The organism is Loktanella sp. IMCC34160, from assembly GCF_004145845.1.
Taxonomy (GTDB): domain Bacteria; phylum Pseudomonadota; class Alphaproteobacteria; order Rhodobacterales; family Rhodobacteraceae; genus SELP01.
Genome location: NZ_SELP01000001.1, coordinates 423547 through 441744, shown reverse-complemented (window position 1 = coordinate 441744; position 18198 = coordinate 423547). Strand labels below are relative to the sequence as shown.

Annotated in this window: 18 protein-coding genes; 12 read left to right on the top strand and 6 right to left on the bottom strand. The window is 63.7% G+C overall.

Features of this window, described 5'->3' with window-relative positions; translation table 11 throughout:
- Nucleotides 1-20: 20 nt before the first annotated feature.
- The 4 genes from EU803_RS02165 to coxB all read right to left on the bottom strand — a co-directional run bounded on the left by EU803_RS02165 (nt 21) and on the right by coxB (nt 2711).
- A complete protein-coding gene (locus tag EU803_RS02165) occupies nt 21-623 on the bottom strand; it encodes a cytochrome c oxidase assembly protein (protein WP_129679294.1) in 603 nt (200 codons plus the stop codon).
- Nucleotides 620-832 carry a hypothetical protein gene (locus EU803_RS02160; RefSeq protein ID WP_129679293.1) on the bottom strand — a complete coding sequence of 71 codons (213 nt, stop codon included), beginning with the start codon at nt 830-832 and terminating at the stop codon, nt 620-622. The genes EU803_RS02165 and EU803_RS02160 overlap by 4 nt, the downstream gene beginning before the upstream one ends.
- Nucleotide 833: 1 nt before the next feature.
- Nucleotides 834-1769 carry a heme o synthase gene (cyoE, locus tag EU803_RS02155; RefSeq protein WP_129679291.1) on the bottom strand — a complete coding sequence of 312 codons (936 nt, stop codon included), beginning with the start codon at nt 1767-1769 and terminating at the stop codon, nt 834-836.
- Nucleotides 1770-1880: 111 nt separating this feature from the next.
- Complete coding sequence (coxB, locus tag EU803_RS02150; protein WP_129680139.1) at nt 1881-2711, bottom strand: cytochrome c oxidase subunit II; 831 nt, start codon at nt 2709-2711, stop codon at nt 1881-1883.
- Nucleotides 2712-2896: 185 nt separating this feature from the next.
- Between coxB and tldD the strand changes: the two genes are divergently transcribed.
- The 6 genes from tldD to EU803_RS02120 all read left to right on the top strand — a co-directional run bounded on the left by tldD (nt 2897) and on the right by EU803_RS02120 (nt 11419).
- A complete protein-coding gene (tldD, locus tag EU803_RS02145) occupies nt 2897-4318 on the top strand; it encodes a metalloprotease TldD (protein ID WP_129679290.1) in 1422 nt (473 codons plus the stop codon).
- A 98-nt stretch (nt 4319-4416) separates the two neighbouring features.
- Nucleotides 4417-5571, top strand: coding sequence for a DNA-processing protein DprA (gene dprA, locus EU803_RS02140; protein WP_129679288.1), 1155 nt, complete (start codon nt 4417-4419; stop codon nt 5569-5571).
- Between the two features lie 141 nt (nt 5572-5712).
- Nucleotides 5713-8265, top strand: coding sequence for a type I DNA topoisomerase (gene topA / locus EU803_RS02135; RefSeq protein WP_129679287.1), 2553 nt, complete (start codon nt 5713-5715; stop codon nt 8263-8265).
- Nucleotides 8266-8397: 132 nt separating this feature from the next.
- Entirely contained in the window at nt 8398-9387 is a 990-nt protein-coding gene (locus EU803_RS02130; RefSeq protein WP_129679285.1) for a lysylphosphatidylglycerol synthase transmembrane domain-containing protein, read from the top strand.
- A complete protein-coding gene (locus EU803_RS02125; protein ID WP_129679283.1) occupies nt 9387-10685 on the top strand; it encodes an FAD-binding oxidoreductase in 1299 nt (432 codons plus the stop codon). Before EU803_RS02130 ends, EU803_RS02125 begins: the two co-directional genes overlap by 1 nt.
- Entirely contained in the window at nt 10682-11419 is a 738-nt protein-coding gene (locus tag EU803_RS02120) for an SDR family NAD(P)-dependent oxidoreductase (RefSeq protein WP_129679281.1), read from the top strand. Before EU803_RS02125 ends, EU803_RS02120 begins: the two co-directional genes overlap by 4 nt.
- 3 nt (nt 11420-11422) lie before the next feature.
- Here the strand turns inward: EU803_RS02120 and EU803_RS02115 are convergent, their stop codons facing one another.
- The gene (locus tag EU803_RS02115; RefSeq protein ID WP_129679279.1) at nt 11423-12856 is read right to left on the bottom strand and encodes a UbiA family prenyltransferase; all 1434 of its coding nucleotides are present in this window, start codon (nt 12854-12856) and stop codon (nt 11423-11425) included.
- Between the two features lie 2 nt (nt 12857-12858).
- Nucleotides 12859-13698 carry a lytic transglycosylase domain-containing protein gene (locus EU803_RS02110; RefSeq protein ID WP_129679277.1) on the bottom strand — a complete coding sequence of 280 codons (840 nt, stop codon included), beginning with the start codon at nt 13696-13698 and terminating at the stop codon, nt 12859-12861.
- Between the two features lie 352 nt (nt 13699-14050).
- Here EU803_RS02110 and EU803_RS02105 point away from each other — a divergent pair, with 352 nt between their 5' ends.
- From EU803_RS02105 to EU803_RS02080, 6 genes are all read left to right on the top strand, one after another.
- Entirely contained in the window at nt 14051-14236 is a 186-nt protein-coding gene (locus tag EU803_RS02105; protein ID WP_129679275.1) for a hypothetical protein, read from the top strand.
- Between the two features lie 25 nt (nt 14237-14261).
- The gene (locus EU803_RS02100) at nt 14262-14447 is read left to right on the top strand and encodes a hypothetical protein (RefSeq protein ID WP_129679275.1); all 186 of its coding nucleotides are present in this window, start codon (nt 14262-14264) and stop codon (nt 14445-14447) included.
- A gap of 183 nt (nt 14448-14630) precedes the next feature.
- Entirely contained in the window at nt 14631-14816 is a 186-nt protein-coding gene (locus EU803_RS02095; RefSeq protein WP_129679273.1) for a hypothetical protein, read from the top strand.
- A 148-nt stretch (nt 14817-14964) separates the two neighbouring features.
- Entirely contained in the window at nt 14965-15828 is an 864-nt protein-coding gene (gene cpaB, locus EU803_RS02090) for a Flp pilus assembly protein CpaB (RefSeq protein WP_129679271.1), read from the top strand.
- Between the two features lie 210 nt (nt 15829-16038).
- Nucleotides 16039-17463 carry a type II and III secretion system protein family protein gene (locus EU803_RS02085; protein WP_129679269.1) on the top strand — a complete coding sequence of 475 codons (1425 nt, stop codon included), beginning with the start codon at nt 16039-16041 and terminating at the stop codon, nt 17461-17463.
- Nucleotides 17464-17482: 19 nt separating this feature from the next.
- The gene (locus tag EU803_RS02080) at nt 17483-18145 is read left to right on the top strand and encodes an OmpA family protein (protein WP_129679267.1); all 663 of its coding nucleotides are present in this window, start codon (nt 17483-17485) and stop codon (nt 18143-18145) included.
- Nucleotides 18146-18198: the final 53 nt, after the last annotated feature.

Sequence of the window (18198 nt, the reverse complement as noted above, 5' to 3'; positions counted from 1 at the left end):
CGTTCCCTGCGGCTTGGTCCCTAGTTCGTTTCTATGGCGGCTGGCGCCACGTTTGTCAAAGCGGCCTGCTGTTCTTCTTCCGGCAGGTCGATCTGGTAGAAAGTGTATCCCAGCGTGATCGTGTGGATGTATTTGCCTTCGCGGTCGTCCACGATGGCCGGGTCAACGAAAAAGCTGACCGGCATCATCGCCGTTTCGCCCGGCTGCAGCACCTGTTCGGTGAAGCAGAAGCATTCGATCTTGTCGAAAAACTGCCCCGCCTGATAGGGCGTGACGTTATAGGCAGCCTGTCCGGCCACCGGCACATCGGTCGTGTTCGTCGCCCGATAGAAGGCCAGCGCGGTCTGCCCGATCTTCACGGTCATTTCCCGTTCGACCGGTTCAAAGGTCCAGGGCATGTCGCGTTCGATCGACGCATCGAAGCGGATCGTGATTTCCTGATCCAGAACCACGTCGCTGCCCCGCTCGGCCACGTTCGGGACGCCGCCAAAGCCCGTGACCCGGCAGAACCAGTTGTAAAACGGCACCGAGGCCCAGGCCAGCCCGCCCATCAGAAGCACAACGCTGACAAGTTGCAGTACGGTCTTCTGCGGCCCTTCAACGGTTTTTCCGAAAATCTTCATTCAGAGCCCTCCGTCGATTGAGTTGCAGGTTCAAGCTGCGGTCGGGCGACATGGTCGAAGCGTTCGAATTTCCCCGCCTCGCCCAGTTGCAGCACCTTGACCACGGTCAGCCCAAAGACGATCCCGACAAAGCCGATCAGCAGCAAAAGCAGGCCGATGTTGCGGCCCTTGCGCCGTTCGTGCAGTTCATGTTCGACCTTGATTGCCATCTTACCAGCCCCCAAAGCCTACGCCACGCAGCGCGGCCTCGGCCATCAGCGCGGTGAAATGCAGGAACAGATAGGCCAGCGATACTTTGAACGCGCGGCGCTCCAGCGCAAAGCGATCCGCCTCTGCCTCGTCCTCCGAGGCACGGGCCCAGACATCGTAGCAGGCCTTGCCAAACCACAGGTTCAGCGCCACGGCGGTCACAAGGTAAATAGGGCCGCCGATCGAGGTAAACGCGATGGCCAGCGACACCGGCACAAGCGCGACCATGTAACCAAGGATATGATTGCGGGTCACCCGCCGCCCGTGGGTTTCGGTCAGCATCGGCACACCGGCGCGGCCATAGTCGGACTTCACGAAGATCGCCAGCGACCAGAAATGCGGCGGGGTCCACATGAAGATCAGCGCGACCATCAGCGCCGATTCAACGGTGACGGTTCCGGTGGCCACGGCCCAGCCGATCATCGGCGGCAGCGCCCCCGACAGCCCGCCGATCACAATGTTCTGCGGCGTCGAGCGTTTCAGCCAGATCGTATAGACCACGGCGTAAAAGAAGATGGTGAAGGCCAGAAGCCCGGCGGCGAGCCAATTGGCAGCCAGCCCCAGCAGCACGACCGAGAAGCCGGACAGGGCCAGCCCGATGGCCAGCGCCTCTTCCGGCTGGACCCGGCCCGAGGGGATCGGGCGGCCGACGGTCCGTTTCATGATCCGGTCGATGTCCGCATCCCACCACATGTTCAGCGCGGCAGAGGCCCCTGCCCCGACAGCGATGCACAGGATGCCGACAAAAGCGATGAAGGGATGCACCGGCACCGGGGCCACGAACAGGCCCGCCAGCGCCGTGAAGACCACAAGCGACATCACGCGCGGCTTCAGCAGGGCGAAATAATCACCCATGCTGGCCTCGTAGGTCGTATCTTGCAGGCTTGCGTCGGTCATGTCTTGTCCATCAGTCCGGGGGCTGTCCCCGGTGAAGATAGCGCGCCAGCCCGAAGGTCAGCGCGCCAAGGCGTCGCAGGCGGCCCGGGTATCAGGCCGCCCGTGTCACGATCAGGCGCCGGCGCCGTTCGCGGCCAGCCATTCGGCATAGGCCTCTTCGCTGACCACTTTCACGGTGATCGGCATATAGGCGTGGTCCTTGCCGCAGAGTTCGGAACACTGGCCGAAATAGATGCCTTCGCGTTCGGCGTTGAACCACAGGTGGGCGTTGCGGCCCGGGACGGCGTCCTGCTTCACGCCGAAGGCCGGAATGGTCCAGGAGTGGATCACGCCTGCCGGGTCGGCGGTTACGGTCATCACGATGGTCTTGCCCACGGGAACGACGACGGCGGTATCGGTGGCAAGACGGTATTCCGCCTGGCTGTAGCCGAACTCTTCCATCTCGTCTTCCTGCAGCATGAAGCTTTCAAAGGCGATGCCTTCGTCGGTGTATTCATAGCCCCAGTACCACTGGTAGCCGATCACCTTGATGTGGATGTCGCCTTCGGGAATTTCCTGCTGCTTGAACAGAACCGGAAGCGAGAAGGCACCGATAAAGACCAGAATGACGATCGGAACGATGGTCCAAGCCACTTCCAGCGGCGAGTTATGGGTGAAGGTCGCGGGCGTTTTGTTGACCCGGCTGTTGTAGCGCAGGATCACATAGGCCAGCAGCGCCACGACGAAAAGCGTGATGCAGGTGATGATGGTCAGGATCATCCCGTCCAGCCACTGAAGGTCGCGCGCCAGTTCGGTCGCGGCGGGCTGGAAGCCGATGCCTTGTTCTTTCGGGGCCCCCACGATCGGAAGGTCTTGCGTCACGTCCTGCGCAAAAGCGGCGGCGCCTGCGAGAATCAGCCCGGCGGTCGCCGAAAGCCTGGAGACGAGGTTGGTCAGTCGCATGTCATACCCTGTTCTTTTCGGCATCATCGCCGCGTCCCTGAGACAGCCATGCCGACAGAAGGGCATGGAATCCCGTTGTATCCGGGAAAGCATGTCCCATATCCTGACAGACAACTCAAGAACTCCAATTGCGGCAAAAGGGCGCTTTTTGACCCAGATCAACGCCGCGCATAGGAAAAAACGCCATGACAACAGACCCGTTCCGCCCGTTCGAGACGAATTTGGACCGCGAAACCGCCCTGAGACTCGTTCAGGAGGCGACCGCGGGCGCGGATGACGGTGAATTGTTCCTTGAACGCCGCAAGTCGGAAATGCTGGCCTTTGACGATGGCCGGCTGCGCACGGCAAGTTTCGACGCCTCCGAAGGGTTCGGCCTGCGGGCGGTGCGTGGCGAAACCGCCGGCTATGCCCATTCCACCACCATTGACGAACACAGCCTTGCCCGCGCGGTTGCCACGGCGCGGCTTGCCGTGGGGGATGGTGGCGGGATCATGGCCCCCGGCCCGAAATCCACCAACCGCAGGCTTTACAGCGACGCCGACCCGATGCTGGCCGCGACCTTCCCCGCCAAGATCGACGTCTTGCGCGAGATCGACGCCTTTGCCCGCGGGCTGGACCCGCGCGTGGTGCAGGTGTCGGCCAATCTGGCTGCCTCGCATCAGGAGGTGGTGATCCTGCGGCCCGACGGGCAGCTGGTCACCGACACCCGCCCGATGGCCCGGCTGAATGTCTCGGTGATCGTCGAGCAGGGCGGACGCCGCGAATCCGGCAGCGCGGGCGGCGGCGGGCGCACCGACCTGTCCGGCCTGATCCGCCGCGAAACGTGGGAGGCGCAGGTGCGCGAGGCGCTGCGCATCGCGCTGGTGAACCTTGACGCCGAAGCCGCCCCGGCGGGCGTCATGGACGTGGTCCTTGGGCCCGGCTGGCCCGGTATCCTGCTGCACGAGGCCGTTGGCCACGGGCTTGAGGGGGATTTCAACCGCAAGGGCAGTTCCGCCTTTGCCGGGCTGATGGGCCAGCAGGTCGCGGCAAAGGGCGTGACCGTTCTGGACGATGGCACCATTCCCGACCGGCGCGGGTCGATCACCGTGGACGACGAAGGCACGCCTTCGGGCAAGAACGTCCTGATCGAAGATGGCATTCTGGTGGGCTACATGCAGGACCGGCAGAACGCCCGGCTCATGGGGGTCGACCCAACCGGCAACGGACGGCGCGAAAGCTATGCCCATATCCCGATGCCCCGGATGACCAACACCTACATGCTGGGCGGCTCTGCCGACCCGGCCAGCCTAGTCGCGGACCTGAAGGACGGGATCTATGCGGTGGGCTTTGGCGGTGGACAAGTGGACATCACCAACGGCAAGTTCGTCTTTTCCTGCACCGAGGCCTACCGCGTGAAGAACGGGGTCATCGGTGCCCCGGTCAAGGGCGCGACCCTGATCGGCGACGGGGCCACGGCGATGAAGCAGATCCGTGGGATCGGCAACGACATGGCGCTGGATCCGGGTATCGGCAATTGCGGCAAGGCGGGGCAATGGGTGCCGGTGGGCGTGGGCCAACCCAGCCTGTTGATCGGCGGGCTGACAGTGGGTGGGGCGGCGGCCTGAAACGGCCCCTAAAAGTTTTTCGGCATTTCCGGGTCAGCTTTACCGCCGGTTAACCATTCCGAATCTACACCTGTTCTTAGCAACAGGCGGAGACACGGATGACCGAAGAACACCCTTCTTCCACTCACCCCCCACTCCCACCCACCACGGAAGACGATCGGTTCTCGTGGCTTCGCCTGCTGCGCTCGCGCCGGGTTGGCGTGATGACATTCTATCGCCTCCTCAGCGAACACGGGACGGCCCAGGATGCGCTTGCCGCATTGCCCGGGGTGGCCCGTGCCGCTGGCGTGGCCGACTATGCCCCCTGCCCCGAAGGTGTGATCGCCGCCGAATTGCGCGCCGCGCGGGCCGCTGGGGCGCGGCTCATCTGCCGGGGCGAACCGGGTTATCCCGCAGCCCTTGCCGCGCTGGATGACGCGCCGCCGATGCTGTGGTCGCGGGGCGATCCGGCGCTTCTGTCCCGGCCGATGCTGGCGATGGTGGGGGCGCGGAACGCCTCGTCCCTTGGCACCCGCACCGCCCGAAAATTGGCCGCCGACTTGTCAGAGGCCGGGTTCGTCGTCGTGTCGGGCCTTGCCCGCGGGGTCGATGCCGCCGCCCATGCCGCTGCCCTGCCCCTTGGCACCATCGGCGTGGTCGCGGGCGGGGTCGATGTGATCTACCCCAGCGAAAACACCGATCTGCACCATGACATCGCCAAACAGGGTCTGATCCTGTCGGAGCAGCCGATGGGCCTGCAGCCTCAGGCGCGCCATTTCCCGGCCCGCAACCGGATCATCGCCGGGCTGGCGCAGGGGCTTGTGGTGGTCGAAGCCGCCGCGCGGTCCGGCAGCCTGATCACCGCCGACGCCGCGCTGGCACTGGGACGCGAGGTTCTGGCCATTCCCGGCCACCCCTTCGATGCGCGCGCCGCCGGGTGCAACCGGCTGATCCGTGACGGGGCCACCCTGATCCGCGGGGCCGAGGACGTGATCGCAGTCCTTGGCGACCCGGCCCAGCCTGCACTGCCGCTTCAGGCGGCACCGCCCCCCCGGCCCGAAACGCCGCCGCCCGCGCCCAAGCGGACCCTGCGCCAGACCGCCGCCCTGCATCAGCTAATCCTTGACCGGCTCGGCCCATCGCCCGTGGCCGAAGACCAGTTGATCCGCGATCTTTCCGCCCCGGCGACCGCTGTCGCCCCGGTTCTGGTCGACCTTGAACTTGACGGTCGGATCACCCGGCAGGCGGGCGGGCTTCTGGCCCGGGTGGACTAGGGCCTCACCCCGAAACTGGCCGCGACGGAGGGGGAAAATACCGTCCCCCGACGCATTGGTTGGATGGGCACATTGACAATGCCCCCCGGCGTCCCACATGTTCCGCCGCCATAGTGTCCCAGCCAGTTTCCAAGGAATCCCATGCCCGTTGTCGTCGTCGAATCCCCGGCTAAGGCCAAGACAATCAACAAGTATCTGGGATCCGACTATACGGTTCTGGCCTCTTACGGACACGTCCGCGACCTGCCCCCGAAGGACGGATCGGTCGATCCCGACAACGGATTCGAGATGATCTGGGAGGTGGCGAATGATTCAAAAAAGCATGTGAAGGCCATCGCCGACGCGCTGAAAGATGACAACGCCCTGATCCTCGCCACCGACCCCGACCGCGAGGGCGAGGCGATCAGTTGGCACCTGCAAGAGACCCTGACCAAGCGCAAGGCGATCAAGAAGGACACCGCCGTCAGCCGGGTGACCTTCAACGCGATTACCAAATCCGCCATCGAAGAGGCGATGAAGCACCCCCGGCAGGTCGATGCGCCGCTGGTCGAGGCCTACCTGGCCCGCCGCGCGCTGGACTATCTGGTGGGGTTCAACCTGTCGCCGGTCCTGTGGCGCAAGCTGCCCGGCGCGAAATCGGCCGGCCGGGTGCAGTCGGTCTGTCTGCGCCTGATCGTCGAACGCGAGATGGAGATCGAGGCATTCCGCGCGCAGGAATACTGGACCGTCAAGGCGATCCTGCAAAACCCGCGCGGGGCCGAGTTTGAGGCGCGTCTGACGGTTCTGGCGGGCAAGAAGCTCGACAAGCATGACATCAAGGACGCGACACAGGCCGAACTGGCGGTTCAGGCGATCACCAGCCGTGACCTGACCGTGCAATCGGTCGAGGCGAAACCGGTCAGCCGGAACCCCTCTCCGCCCTTCATGACCTCGACCCTGCAACAGGAAGCCAGCCGCAAGTTCGGCATGGGCGCGCGCCAGACCATGTCCGCCGCCCAGCGCCTGTATGAGGCGGGGCTGATCACCTACATGCGGACCGACGGGATCGACATGGCGCCCGAGGCGGTGATGGCCGCCCGCGATGCGATCAAGGCGAAATTCGGCGACAACTATCTGCCGGACAGCCCGCGGATGTATAAGAACAAGGCCAAGAACGCGCAGGAAGCCCACGAATGTATCCGCCCCACGGATATGATGCGGTCGGCCGAAGATCTGAAGATTTCCGACGCGGATCAGCGCAAGCTCTATGACCTGATCTACAAGCGCACCATCGCCAGCCAGATGGCCGCCGCCCGGATGGAACGCACCACCGTCGATATCGGCAGCGCCGATGGGCAGGTCGTGCTGCGCGCCACCGGTCAGGTCGTCCAGTTCGAAGGCTTCATCGCGGTCTACGAGGAAGGCCGCGACGACAGCGTGGTCGACGATGACGACAAACGCCTGCCGCAGCTTGCCGCAGGCGAGCCGGCCAAGAAGCAGAAGATCGACCCCGAACAGCATTTCACCCAGCCGCCGCCCCGCTATACCGAGGCGACGCTGGTCAAGAAGATGGAAGAACTGGGGATCGGCCGCCCGTCCACCTATGCCTCGATCGTGACCACGATTCAGGACCGCGATTATGTGACCAAGGACAAGGGCCGGTTGGTTCCGCAGGATAAGGGCCGGTTGGTCATCGCCTTCCTTGAAAACTACTTCCGCCGTTACGTGGGCTACGACTTTACCGCCGGTCTGGAAAACGAGCTGGACGAGGTCAGCGCGGGCGACGTGAACTACAAGGACGTGTTGGGCCGCTTCTGGCGCGATTTTTCCGCCGCGTTGGCGGAAACCGCGGAACTGCGGATCACCGACGTTCTGGAAAAGATCAACGAGGTGCTGGAGCCGCACCTGTTCCCCCCGACCGAGGATGGATCGGACCCGCGCCTGTGCCCCAACTGTGGCCTTGGCCGCCTGTCAATGCGCACGGCCCGGTCCGGCGGGGCGTTCATCGGCTGCTCTAACTACCCCGAATGCCGTTATACCCGCCCCTTCGGCCCCCCGGGCGCCGAGGGTGACGGGGTTGGGCCGGATGGAAAGCTTCTGGGCCATGACAATGGCGACCCGATCAGCCTGCGCGATGGCCGATTCGGCCCCTATGTCCAGCGTGGCGAACCGACCGAGGATCAGCCCAAACCGCCCCGCGCGAGCCTGCCCAAGGGCTGGCAACCCTCTGAAATTGATCTGGAAAAGGCGCTTATGCTGCTCAGCCTCCCGCGCGAGGTTGGCCCGCATCCGGAAGATGGCGAGATGGTCGAGGCCGGGATCGGCCGCTACGGCCCCTTCGTCAAGCACGGCAAGGTCTATGCCAATATCAAGGACGTGGACGAGGTGTTCACCATCGGGATGAACCGTGCCGTGGAAGTGCTGGCGCAAAAGGCCGCGTCGCGTGGTGGCCGCACCGCCGCCGCCCCGCTGAAGGAACTGGGCGACCACCCGGACGGCGGCGCGATGGCAGTGATGGCGGGCCGCTATGGCCCTTACGTGAAGTGGGAAAAGGTCAACGCGACCCTGCCCAAGGACGTGGACCCGGCCGAAGTGACCGTGGAAATGGCGATCGAGCTGGTCAATGAAAAGGCCAGCAAGAAGGGCACCAAGAAGAAGGCCGCCCCGAAAAAGGCCGCGCCAAAGAAAGCTGCGGCCAAGAAGAAGGCCAGCTAGGGAAATCGGGGCGTCGAGACTGCCGCTCGCCGCCCCGAAAATTGTTTCCCATTCCGCAACAGCACCATATTCTTGCCCAATTCTGTCGCTATCCGGGCGGCAATGAACACAGGCAATATCGCAGCAGGTCCGATGACCCCCACAGCCCCCGCCCCCCAGTCGCCCCGCAGGCGCTGGCGCGACATCGCCCTTTTGGGCGGGCTGTTCGCGCTTGTGATCGCCGGGTTGGCCGGACTGGCCGCCGCGACGGGCTGGGAAGAAACGCTGCACCAGGTGTCCCGCCTGCATCTGTGGCAGGGCGCGGCGCTTCTGGGCCTCAGCCTTGTGAACTACCTGTTTCGTGGCGCCCGCTGGCACCTGTTTGCCCGCCGCATGGGCCTGCCCACAGGGTTCTGGCAGGACATCCGCCATTTCCTTGGCGGGTTTGCCATGTCTGTCACCCCCGGCCGGGTGGGAGAGTTGATCCGGATGCGCTGGCTTCGGCGTGAAACCGGTTGGGCGGTGGAACGCACCGCGCCTCTGGTCCTGATGGACCGCGCCAGCGACCTTGCGGCCATGGCGGTGATCCTTGCGCTGGGGCTGACTCTTGGCACTGGCGGGATTGCCTATGCTACACCGGTCGTCGTGCTTGCCCTGACCGCGGCCTTTGTCGCGACCCGCCCCCGGTTGTTGTCTGGCATGGCTGAAGGGGTCTACCGGCTGACCGGCCGCTTCCCACGACTTATGGCGCGCGTGCGTCGGGCGGCCCGGTCGCTGGGCGTGTTTTCGGACCCGAGAACCGCCATTTTTGCCCTGATCCTTGGCCTGACCGGCTGGCTGGCCGAAGGGCTGGCCTTTCATTTCCTGCTCGTCTGGATGGGGTCGGACATCGGATTCTGGATGGCAGTTGCCATTTTCACATTTTCGACCCTTGCGGGCGGGCTGACCGGTGCGCCGGGCGGTGTCGGCGGGGCAGAGGCGGCAATGGTCGCCCTTCTGAGCCTGCAAGGTGTGCCGCTGGAGGTATCGATCCCCGCCACGGCCATCATCCGGCTGACCACGCTCTGGTTTGCCATCGGCATCGGGCTTCTGGTCTTTCCGCTGGCCGAACGCGCCTCGATCCGGGCGCTGGGGGCGGGCTGATGCGCTGGAAAACGGACAGCTATGCCGGGTGGGGCCGTGCCCTGCGGGCGACGGGTGATCTGGCCCGACCCGACCGCCGGGCCGATCTGGACAGCGCAATCGCCCCCGCGATTGGCAAGCGGCGATCCTATGGCGATGCCGCGCTGAACGACGGCGGCCGGGCCATCGACATGACCCGGCTGGACAGCATCCTGTCCTTTGACGAAGACACGGGTCTTCTGGAGATCGAGGCAGGCATGCAACTGGGCGATATCGTCCGGGTCTTTTCGCCGCGCGGCTGGCTGCCCCCGGTTCTGCCGGGCACGGGGTTCGCCACGGTGGGCGGGGCCATCGGCATGGATGTGCATGGCAAAAACCACCATAACGCGGGCAGTTTCGGCCAGCATGTGACCCGCATCCGCCTGCTTCAGGGGGATCAGCGGCGGACCATCACACCGCGAAACCGCGCCCTGTGGCAGGCGACGCTGGGCGGGCTGGGCCAGACCGGGATCATCCTGTCGGCCACGATCCAGATGAAGCGCTGCGCCGGGCCGGTGATGACCGTCACGGAACGGCGGGCCGAAGGCTGGGACGAACATATCGCCATGCTTGATGCCTCCACCGCCAGCTATTGCGTCGGCTGGATCGACGCGACGGCGACGGGACAGGCACTTGGCCGTGGCATCGTGGAAGAGGCGGAACCGGCCCGCGGGTTGATCCCCCGCCGGGGCGCGCCAAAGGCAGTTCCGCTGGACGCACCGCATTTCGCGCTCTCAGCTCCGATCGTGAAAGCGTTCAACGCGCTTTATTACCGCCGCGTGCCGGACCATGGCCGCACCGTGGTGCGGTCGATGCCGGATTTCTTCTTTCCGCTGGACAAGATCCACGACTGGAACCGGCTGTATGGAAAACGCGGGTTTCACCAGTTTCAATGCGTGGTCCCCTTGGGTGAAAAGGACCGACTGCGCGACATGCTCGACCTGATCGCCGGGTCCGGCCTCGCCTCTCCGCTCGCTGTATTGAAGCGGATGGGCGCGGGGCGCGCCGGATACCTGTCCTTCCCGATGGAGGGCTATACGCTGGCCGTGGATTTCCCGGCCCGGGCCGAGGCCCCTGATCTGATCGCCACGCTGGAACAGATGACGGTGGCGGCGGGTGGGCGGCTCTATCTGGCCAAGGACGCGCTGGCCACCGGCGAGCGGATCAAGGCGATGTATCCCGACTGGCCAAAATGGCGCGATGCGGTCAATGCCGCCGACCCCGACCACCTGCTTGAAACCGACATGACCCGCCGATTGACCCTAAGGAGCCCCGCATGACCGACACATGGATTATTCTTGGGGCCACCTCCGGCATGGCCCGCGCCTTTATCCGCGACATGGCCGAAGAGGGTCACGGGCTGATCCTGTGTGGCCGCAAACAGGAGGTGATGGAGGAAATCGCCAACGATTGCCGCGCCCGTGGGGCCGGTTTCGTCGATCTGATGCCCATCGACATGCGCGACCCGGACAGCTTTGCCCCGATTGTCGAAAAGGCATCCGGCCTGTCCGGCATGACCAATGTCGCGGTGTTCACCGGCACCATGCCGCCGCAGGACCAGATCGACGCCAATCCGGCCCTGATCGACGGCACCATCGCCGACAGTTTCACCGGCCCGGCCCGGTTCCTGACCCTGATCGCCCCGCAACTGGAACAACGCGGCGGCGGGTCCATCGTCGGGATCACGTCGGTCGCGGGGGACCGGGGGCGACTGGGCAACTATGTCTATGGCGCGGCCAAAGGGGGCTTTGCCACCTACCTGTCCGGGCTGCGCAACAAACTGGGCCGCGCGGGCGTGCATGTGATGACAGTGAAACCGGGGCCGGTGGATACGCCGATGACCTGGGACCTGGGCAAGCAGCCCTTCATGACCACGCCAGAGGCCGTCTCCGCCGATATCCGCCGCGGGTTGAAACGGCGGCGCAACGTGATCTACACCGCGAAAATCTGGGCGCTGATCATGCTGGTAATCCGGATGATCCCGGAACCGATTTTCAAGAAGATGTCGTTTTAGACCCTAGAACCCGAACCATTCCTGCCAAAGCCCTGCCGCGTAAAACATCAGCGCCAGTGTCATCAGCAAAAGCCCCACCCCGCGTTTGTCTTTTAGCGCAAAGACGATGGGGTCGTAGTCCTGTTTGCCATACCAGCCCAGCCGGATCATCCGCAGCAGCCACCAGGCGATCGGGATCAGGGCCACCCACAGCAGCCATTGCGTGGGGTAGAGCGCCTGTGCCTGCGCCGACAGGCTGTAGAGGAAAAAGATGACCAACGCCCCCGCCATTCCAAGGCCCGAGACGTTCAGCAGGTCTTCGCGGTCAGGGCGTCCGTATCCCCGCCCCGGCAACCGGTCGTCATTCGTGGCCAGCGTCAGTTCGGTCAGCCGCTTGACGCAGCCCAGCGTGACGAAGATCGGGAAGATGAAGATCAGCATGAAGACCGATGCGTCGACCCCGCTCGCCGCAGCGCCCGCCACGACCCGAAGGGTATAGAGCGTTGCCAGCGTGAAGATATCGACCCAGCGCATCCGTTTCAGCCGCAGCGAATAGGCCAGCGACAGGGTCATATATATGATGACGACAATCAGGAACCCGGTCCCAAGATACCACCCCAGCCCCAGCGCGATCAGCGCCAGCACCAGCGTCGCCACCATGCCAACCCGGATCGGCACCGCGCCACTGGCAAAGGGCCGTTTGCATTTCTTCGGGTGCAGCCGGTCGGCCTCGAGATCCAGAAGGTCGTTCACCAGATAGATGCAGGACGCCGCCGCCGAGAACGCCGCGATCCCGATACAGACCAGAAGAAGGGTCGAGAGGTCGAAATTATGGGCGGCGATCATCGGCAGGATCAGCAGCACGTTCTTGACCCATTGATGCGGGCGAATGGCCTTGAACAGGTCCGCAATGCGCCAGCCGCCCGGAATCTCGGTCACGCCATGGCCGGTTTGGGCCAGTTTACGGGCCGCCCCCCCGGCCCTGCCCACCACGACCGCATGGCTGGCATGGGTCCAGATTTCCATGTCGGATGTGTGGTCGCCTGCGTAGATGAACCCCTTGTCGCCGTATTCCGCCACCAGCGCCTCGGCCTTGTTGGCGCCTTTGAGGTTGATCTCTGCGGTCGATCCCAGCGCCCCGTCAAAGCCGTGCGCCCGGGCCAACCTGTCCACCAGCCGCCCATCAGAGGCCGAAGCCAGGATGACCTCGCGCCCTTCTTCCTGTGCGCCCTTCGCGATCTCGGCCAGGGCCGGGTTGACGGGCAGCAAATCCGCGCGGATCGGGGCGATGTCGTACAGCGCCGCCTTTAGCGCGGCGGGACGGCGCAGGTTGGCAAAGGCCGCCTTGATCGTCGCAATCGGCGCGGTGCCAAGGCCCGCCCAAAAGGATTCGAACAACATGTCCGTGCGCAGGAATGTTCCGTCCACATCAAGGACTAGGGGACGTCGGTCAGCCAAGGTCAGCCTCCGGAAGCAGCAGGTAGGGTAAAGACGCAGCCGTCTGACACCAGTTCAGGCGGGGTCATGCACAGGCCCCGCGCCACGCCCCAGGCCGACAGGACCTTGGGCACATAATTGCGGGTTTCGGGAAAGGGCGGGACGCCCGAATGATCGCGGATATTGCCCTCGCCCGCGTTATAGGCGGCAAGGACAAGAATGGGGTCGTCGTCGAATTCACCCATCAGCCAATCAAGATAGGCCACCCCGCCCGCGATATTCTGGGCCGGATCATAGGGATCGGTCACGCCAAAGCGTGTGGCCGTGTCCGGCATAAGCTGCATCAGCCCCTGCGCCCCGGCCCGGCTGCGGGCATCGGAATCGCCCGCGCTTTCGACCGCGATGACGGAGAGGACCAGCGCAGGCGACACGCGGGTGCCGACCGTTGTGCGCAGAATGTCGGTTCCATGGGCCTTTGCGATCTCGTGCAGGGATTGCAGGCGCGGCGGGGTGACGCCTTCGCCCTCGGGCGGGTTGGACAGGGTGATGGTTGCAAGGGTCAGCCGCCCCGGCGCGCTGTCTTCAAGCGCCGGAGAGATCGCCGCCCAGAACCAGTCAGGCCCCGACAGGCCCGGCACGGCACCCGCCACGGCATCGGTTCCCGGTGCGGGGGCGCTGACGGCGGCAGCCGGAACGTCAGGGCGCGGTGTGACCTGAACATTGATCAACTGCTGTTGTCCGGGCTGCGGGACGGTCACACGCTTGAAGGTAAAGTCCGGTTGCAGCCGGTCGCCTTCGGCCAAAGCCGTCTGACACGCCAAAACGGCGGCCAAAGTGATTGCCGTTGCGAAGCGCCGCTTCATTGCGGTTCTGCCCTGCCTCGTTGTTGTTGGGGCAAGTATCGCACCAAATGGGAATCCATGCCAGCCCAGCGCGAAAACGCCCGCGAAATCGGCCGATTCTGTTCTGGGTCAACGGCGGGCAATCGCGAAAGATACAATCCTTTCGATTTTTTTATTATGCATTTTCATGGCGTTAACTAATTTTTCACCCAAAAATCGACTTGATGCAAAATTGCACGAATGCAGCCCAATTCCCGCCCCAATCCGCTGGCTATATCTCCTCATCCAAGTCGGACACCGAGCCAACATGAGGCGGCACGGCACCCACCGGCAGAGGACCGAAACCGAGCAAACACCCTGAGGAGGGATAGAAATGCTGAACTTCATCAAGAACTTCCGTCGTGACGAAGACGGTGCCGTGACCGTTGACTGGGTTGTGCTGACCGCCGCCATCGTGGGCCTCGGCATTGCCGTTCTGACCTCCGTTGGTCAGGGCACCACCGCCCTTGGCGACCGCATCAGCTCGCAGCTGTCGGCTCAGTCGCTCGTTACCTACTAATTCCTGACACTCAAGGAGAGTACCAATGCTGAACTTCATCAAAAACTTCCGTCGTGACGAAGACGGCGCCGTGACCGTTGACTGGGTTGTGCTGACCGCCGCCATCGTGGGCCTCGGCATCGCCGTTCTGACCTCGGTCGGCCAGGGCACCACCGCTCTCGGCGACCGCATCAGCTCGCAGCTGTCGGCTCAGTCGCTCGTTACCTACTAATCGCCAGTCGATTGCATGAAGGGCCGCGGTTTACCGCGGCCTTTTCTGTGTCTGGCCCATGGGCCTTGTTTTATTGGGCTTTGCGCCCCCGGATTTCCATCAACCGATCACGAATCGAACACATTCAGTTGGCACATTTCAGATGGAATGGGATGCGGGCTTTCCGCGAATAGGAGAAGTGTAATGTTTCGCAAGTTCATCGAGTTCCAGAAGGACGACGAAGGTGCGGTCACGGTCGACTGGGTCGTGCTAACCGCTGCTGTCGTCGGCCTCGGGATCGCCGTGGTCACGACCATCGGCAAAGGAGCCCTGGACCAATCGACGGGCGTTGGCGCGCGGTTGAGCGTGCAATCTATCGCGACCTATTGATCGCGATCTGAAACGATCGTTTCCAATTGGACCAAACTCCATCTTTCGGTCATCGACTGGGCACGATCCTGACACAAAGTTCAAAGAAGCTGGCACAAAGACCAGTCGTACCGGGGCATTGCCCCACTTGAGTTAAGAGGAAGAGCAAATGCGTGCGGTTTTCGGACTTGTACTTATCGTTGGCCTGGGCCTTGCCGGCTTTGCCGTCTTTATGGTCAAGGGGTACTTCGACGAACAGAAGATCCTGATGGACCAGCAGGCCGCCGTCGCAGCGCAGGCGGTTCCGACCGTCGAGGTTCTGGCCGTCAACCGGACGATCGGTTACGGCGAAACCCTGAAGCCGGAAGACGTGGTGATCATCCGCTACGCCGAACCCTTCCTGCCCGAAGGCGTGTTCCGCACCGGCGAAGAGCTGTTCCCGAACCAGAATGAAAAACCCCGCCTTGTCGTCCGCCAGATGGAGCCGAACGAGCCCGTTCTGGCAATCAAGGTGACCGAGCCGGGCGAAAGTGCTGGCCTGAATTCGCGACTGACCCCCGGCATGCAGGCCTATGCGATCGACGTGAACGTGCGGTCCGCCGTGTCCGGCTTCCTGCGTCCCGGCGACCGGATCGACGTCTACTGGACCGGTGACGTGTCGCAGTTCGGGCTGAACGGAACCGGCGGGATCACCACCAAGCTGATCCAATCCGGCCTGACCATCGTCGCGGTCGACCAGAACACCGACAGCGGCCGGTCTGCCGTGTCGGACCGGGTCCGGACTGTGACGGTCGAGGCGAACACGGCACAGGTTGCCGCCCTTGCCACCGCGCAGCGGTCCGGGGAACTGTCGCTGGCCCTTGTCGGCCAAGGGGACACCGCTGTGTCGCTGGCCATCGAAGTGGACCAGGCCACGCTTCTGGGGATTACCCCGCAAGAACAGCAGGTCGCCCCTGAACAGGAACAGGTCTGCACCATCCGGACCCGCCGCGGCGCGGAAGTGGTGGAAATCCCGATCCCCTGCACCAACTAAACTTGCAGAATTCAGACATTTCGGGGCCCGCGTGACACGAGGTTTGCGCGGGCCCCGGTCGCTTATTGGCACGATACTGTTGCGTCATGTCCACATTACCTTTGACCAGTAGTGCATTGATTCTTGCAAAAAATGCCAATTCAGCGCAGTCTGCTCCAAACTACGGGCGTAAAGACCCGAAATCGGGCGTGATCGGAGAGGCAGGTCACAATGAAATATGACAAATTCATCAGGGCGGCCGTGGCTGGCCTTGCATTGGCAGTTGCGACTGTTCCATCGGCCCCCTTGGCCGAAACGCTGCAGGTGATGCGCGGCGCGCCATCCAGCGCGCTGAACGTGCCAATGAACCGGGCCGTCGTTGTTGAAAGCGATACACCCTTCACGGAACTGTCGATCGCCAATCCGGGCATTGCCGACATCTCGTCGCTGTCCGACCGCACGATCTATGTTCTGGGCAAGGAACCGGGCCGCACGACCCTGACCCTTCTGGGTGCGGATGGCCGCCTGATCACCAACGTCGAGGTCCACGTGACCCCGGACCTGGCCGAATTCAAGGAACGCCTGCAGCAGATCCTGCCCGGCGAGAACATCGAAGTGCGCAGCGCCAACGACGGGATCGTCCTGTCGGGCACCGTATCGTCGATCGCCCGTCTGGATCGCGCGCTGGAACTGGCCGAACGCTATGCGCCCGAGCGGGTGTCCAACCTGATGAGCGTTGGCGGCACCCAGCAGGTGATGCTGAAAGTCCGGTTCGCTGAGATGCAGCGGTCCGTTTCGAAATCCTTGTCCAGCTCGCTGGCGATTCAGGGCACGACCCTGGGCGGCGATCTTGGGATCAACGGCGGATCGAACACGCTGACCACCGCGGGCTTGGTTCAACAATCGCTGGCCGGCAACAACATCGGGCCGGGCGACACCAACGGTGCGGTCATGTTCGGCTTTAACGCCGGCGGGCTTGAGGTTGGCATCCTTCTCGAAGCGCTTGAATCGCGCGGCGTCGTCCGCACCCTTGCCGAACCGAACCTGACCGCCCTCTCCGGGCAGGAAGCCCGGTTCCTGGCGGGTGGCGAATACCCGGTGCCGATCGTCCAGACCACGGGGTCCACCACGGTGGAATACAAGCCCTTCGGCGTGGAGCTGAATTTCATCCCGCGCGTGGTCGATGGCGATATCATCAATCTTGAACTGGAAGCCGCGGTTTCGTCGATCGACCCGACCAACGGCGTGATCCAGTCCGGCTTTACCATCGACGCCTTCCGCAAGCGCGAGATTTCGACCACGGTCGAGATGCGCGACGGCGAAAGCTTTGCAATTGCAGGACTTTTGTCCGATGACTTCCGCGATCTGAACGGTCAGGTGCCGTGGCTGGGCGATATCCCGGTGCTGGGTGCCCTGTTCCGCAGCGCGGAATACGAACGCCAACAGACGGAACTGGTGATCATCGTCACCCCGCATCTTGTGACCCCGACGCGGGGCGAGGCGCTGGCCCTTCCGACCGACCGGGTGCAGCCGCCCAGCGAACGCGACCTGTTCCTGTTCGGCCGTGTCGCCAACGACATGCCGACCCAGGGCGGCGCCGGAGAGGTTGCACGGCAGGATTTCAGCGGGTCTTATGGCTACGTTCTGGACGACTAGGATTAAGTGAGGGGCTGACATGATGAAACGACTGATCATATCGCTGACAGCCCTTGGCGCGCTGTCTGCCTGTTCCCCGGGAATGCCCGGCGCGACATCCTTCTTCCGCGAGGCGGGGGCGGTTGTCGATGGCGGCGACTTTGGCAATGCGACGATGAACAACACGCTGATCCAGACGGGCCAGCTTGATTATGCCATCAACCTCAACCGCCGTTTCTCGGCCGAGGTTCCGACGACCATCAACTTCGAGTTCAACTCGACCGCGCTGGATGAAGAGGCCCGTGCCGTGCTTCGTCAGCAGGCGGATTGGATTAAGCAGTTCCCGGAAGTACGGTTTAAGGTCTATGGCCATACCGATCTTGTCGGCTCGACCGCCTATAACCGGCAGCTTGGTCTGCGCCGGGCGCAGGCCGTGGTGCTGTATTTCGAAAGCCAGGGCATCAGCCGCAGCCGGCTGGAGGCGACCGTTTCCTATGGCGAGACCCAGCCGCTGATCGTGACCGAAGGGCGCGAGCGGGCGAACCGCCGCACCGTGACCGAGGTGTCGGGCTTTGTCGAAAACCACCCGACGATCATGAATGGCCGCTACGGCGAGGTCATTTTCCGCGAATACGTCAACAGCGCGGTCCCCCCGACCGGCCTGTCAGGCATCAGCGGGGCCGATCTTTCGACCGGAAACTAACCGGCTTTCAGACAATCGAAACTGTTTCGGAAAGGGCGTCAACACTGGCGCCC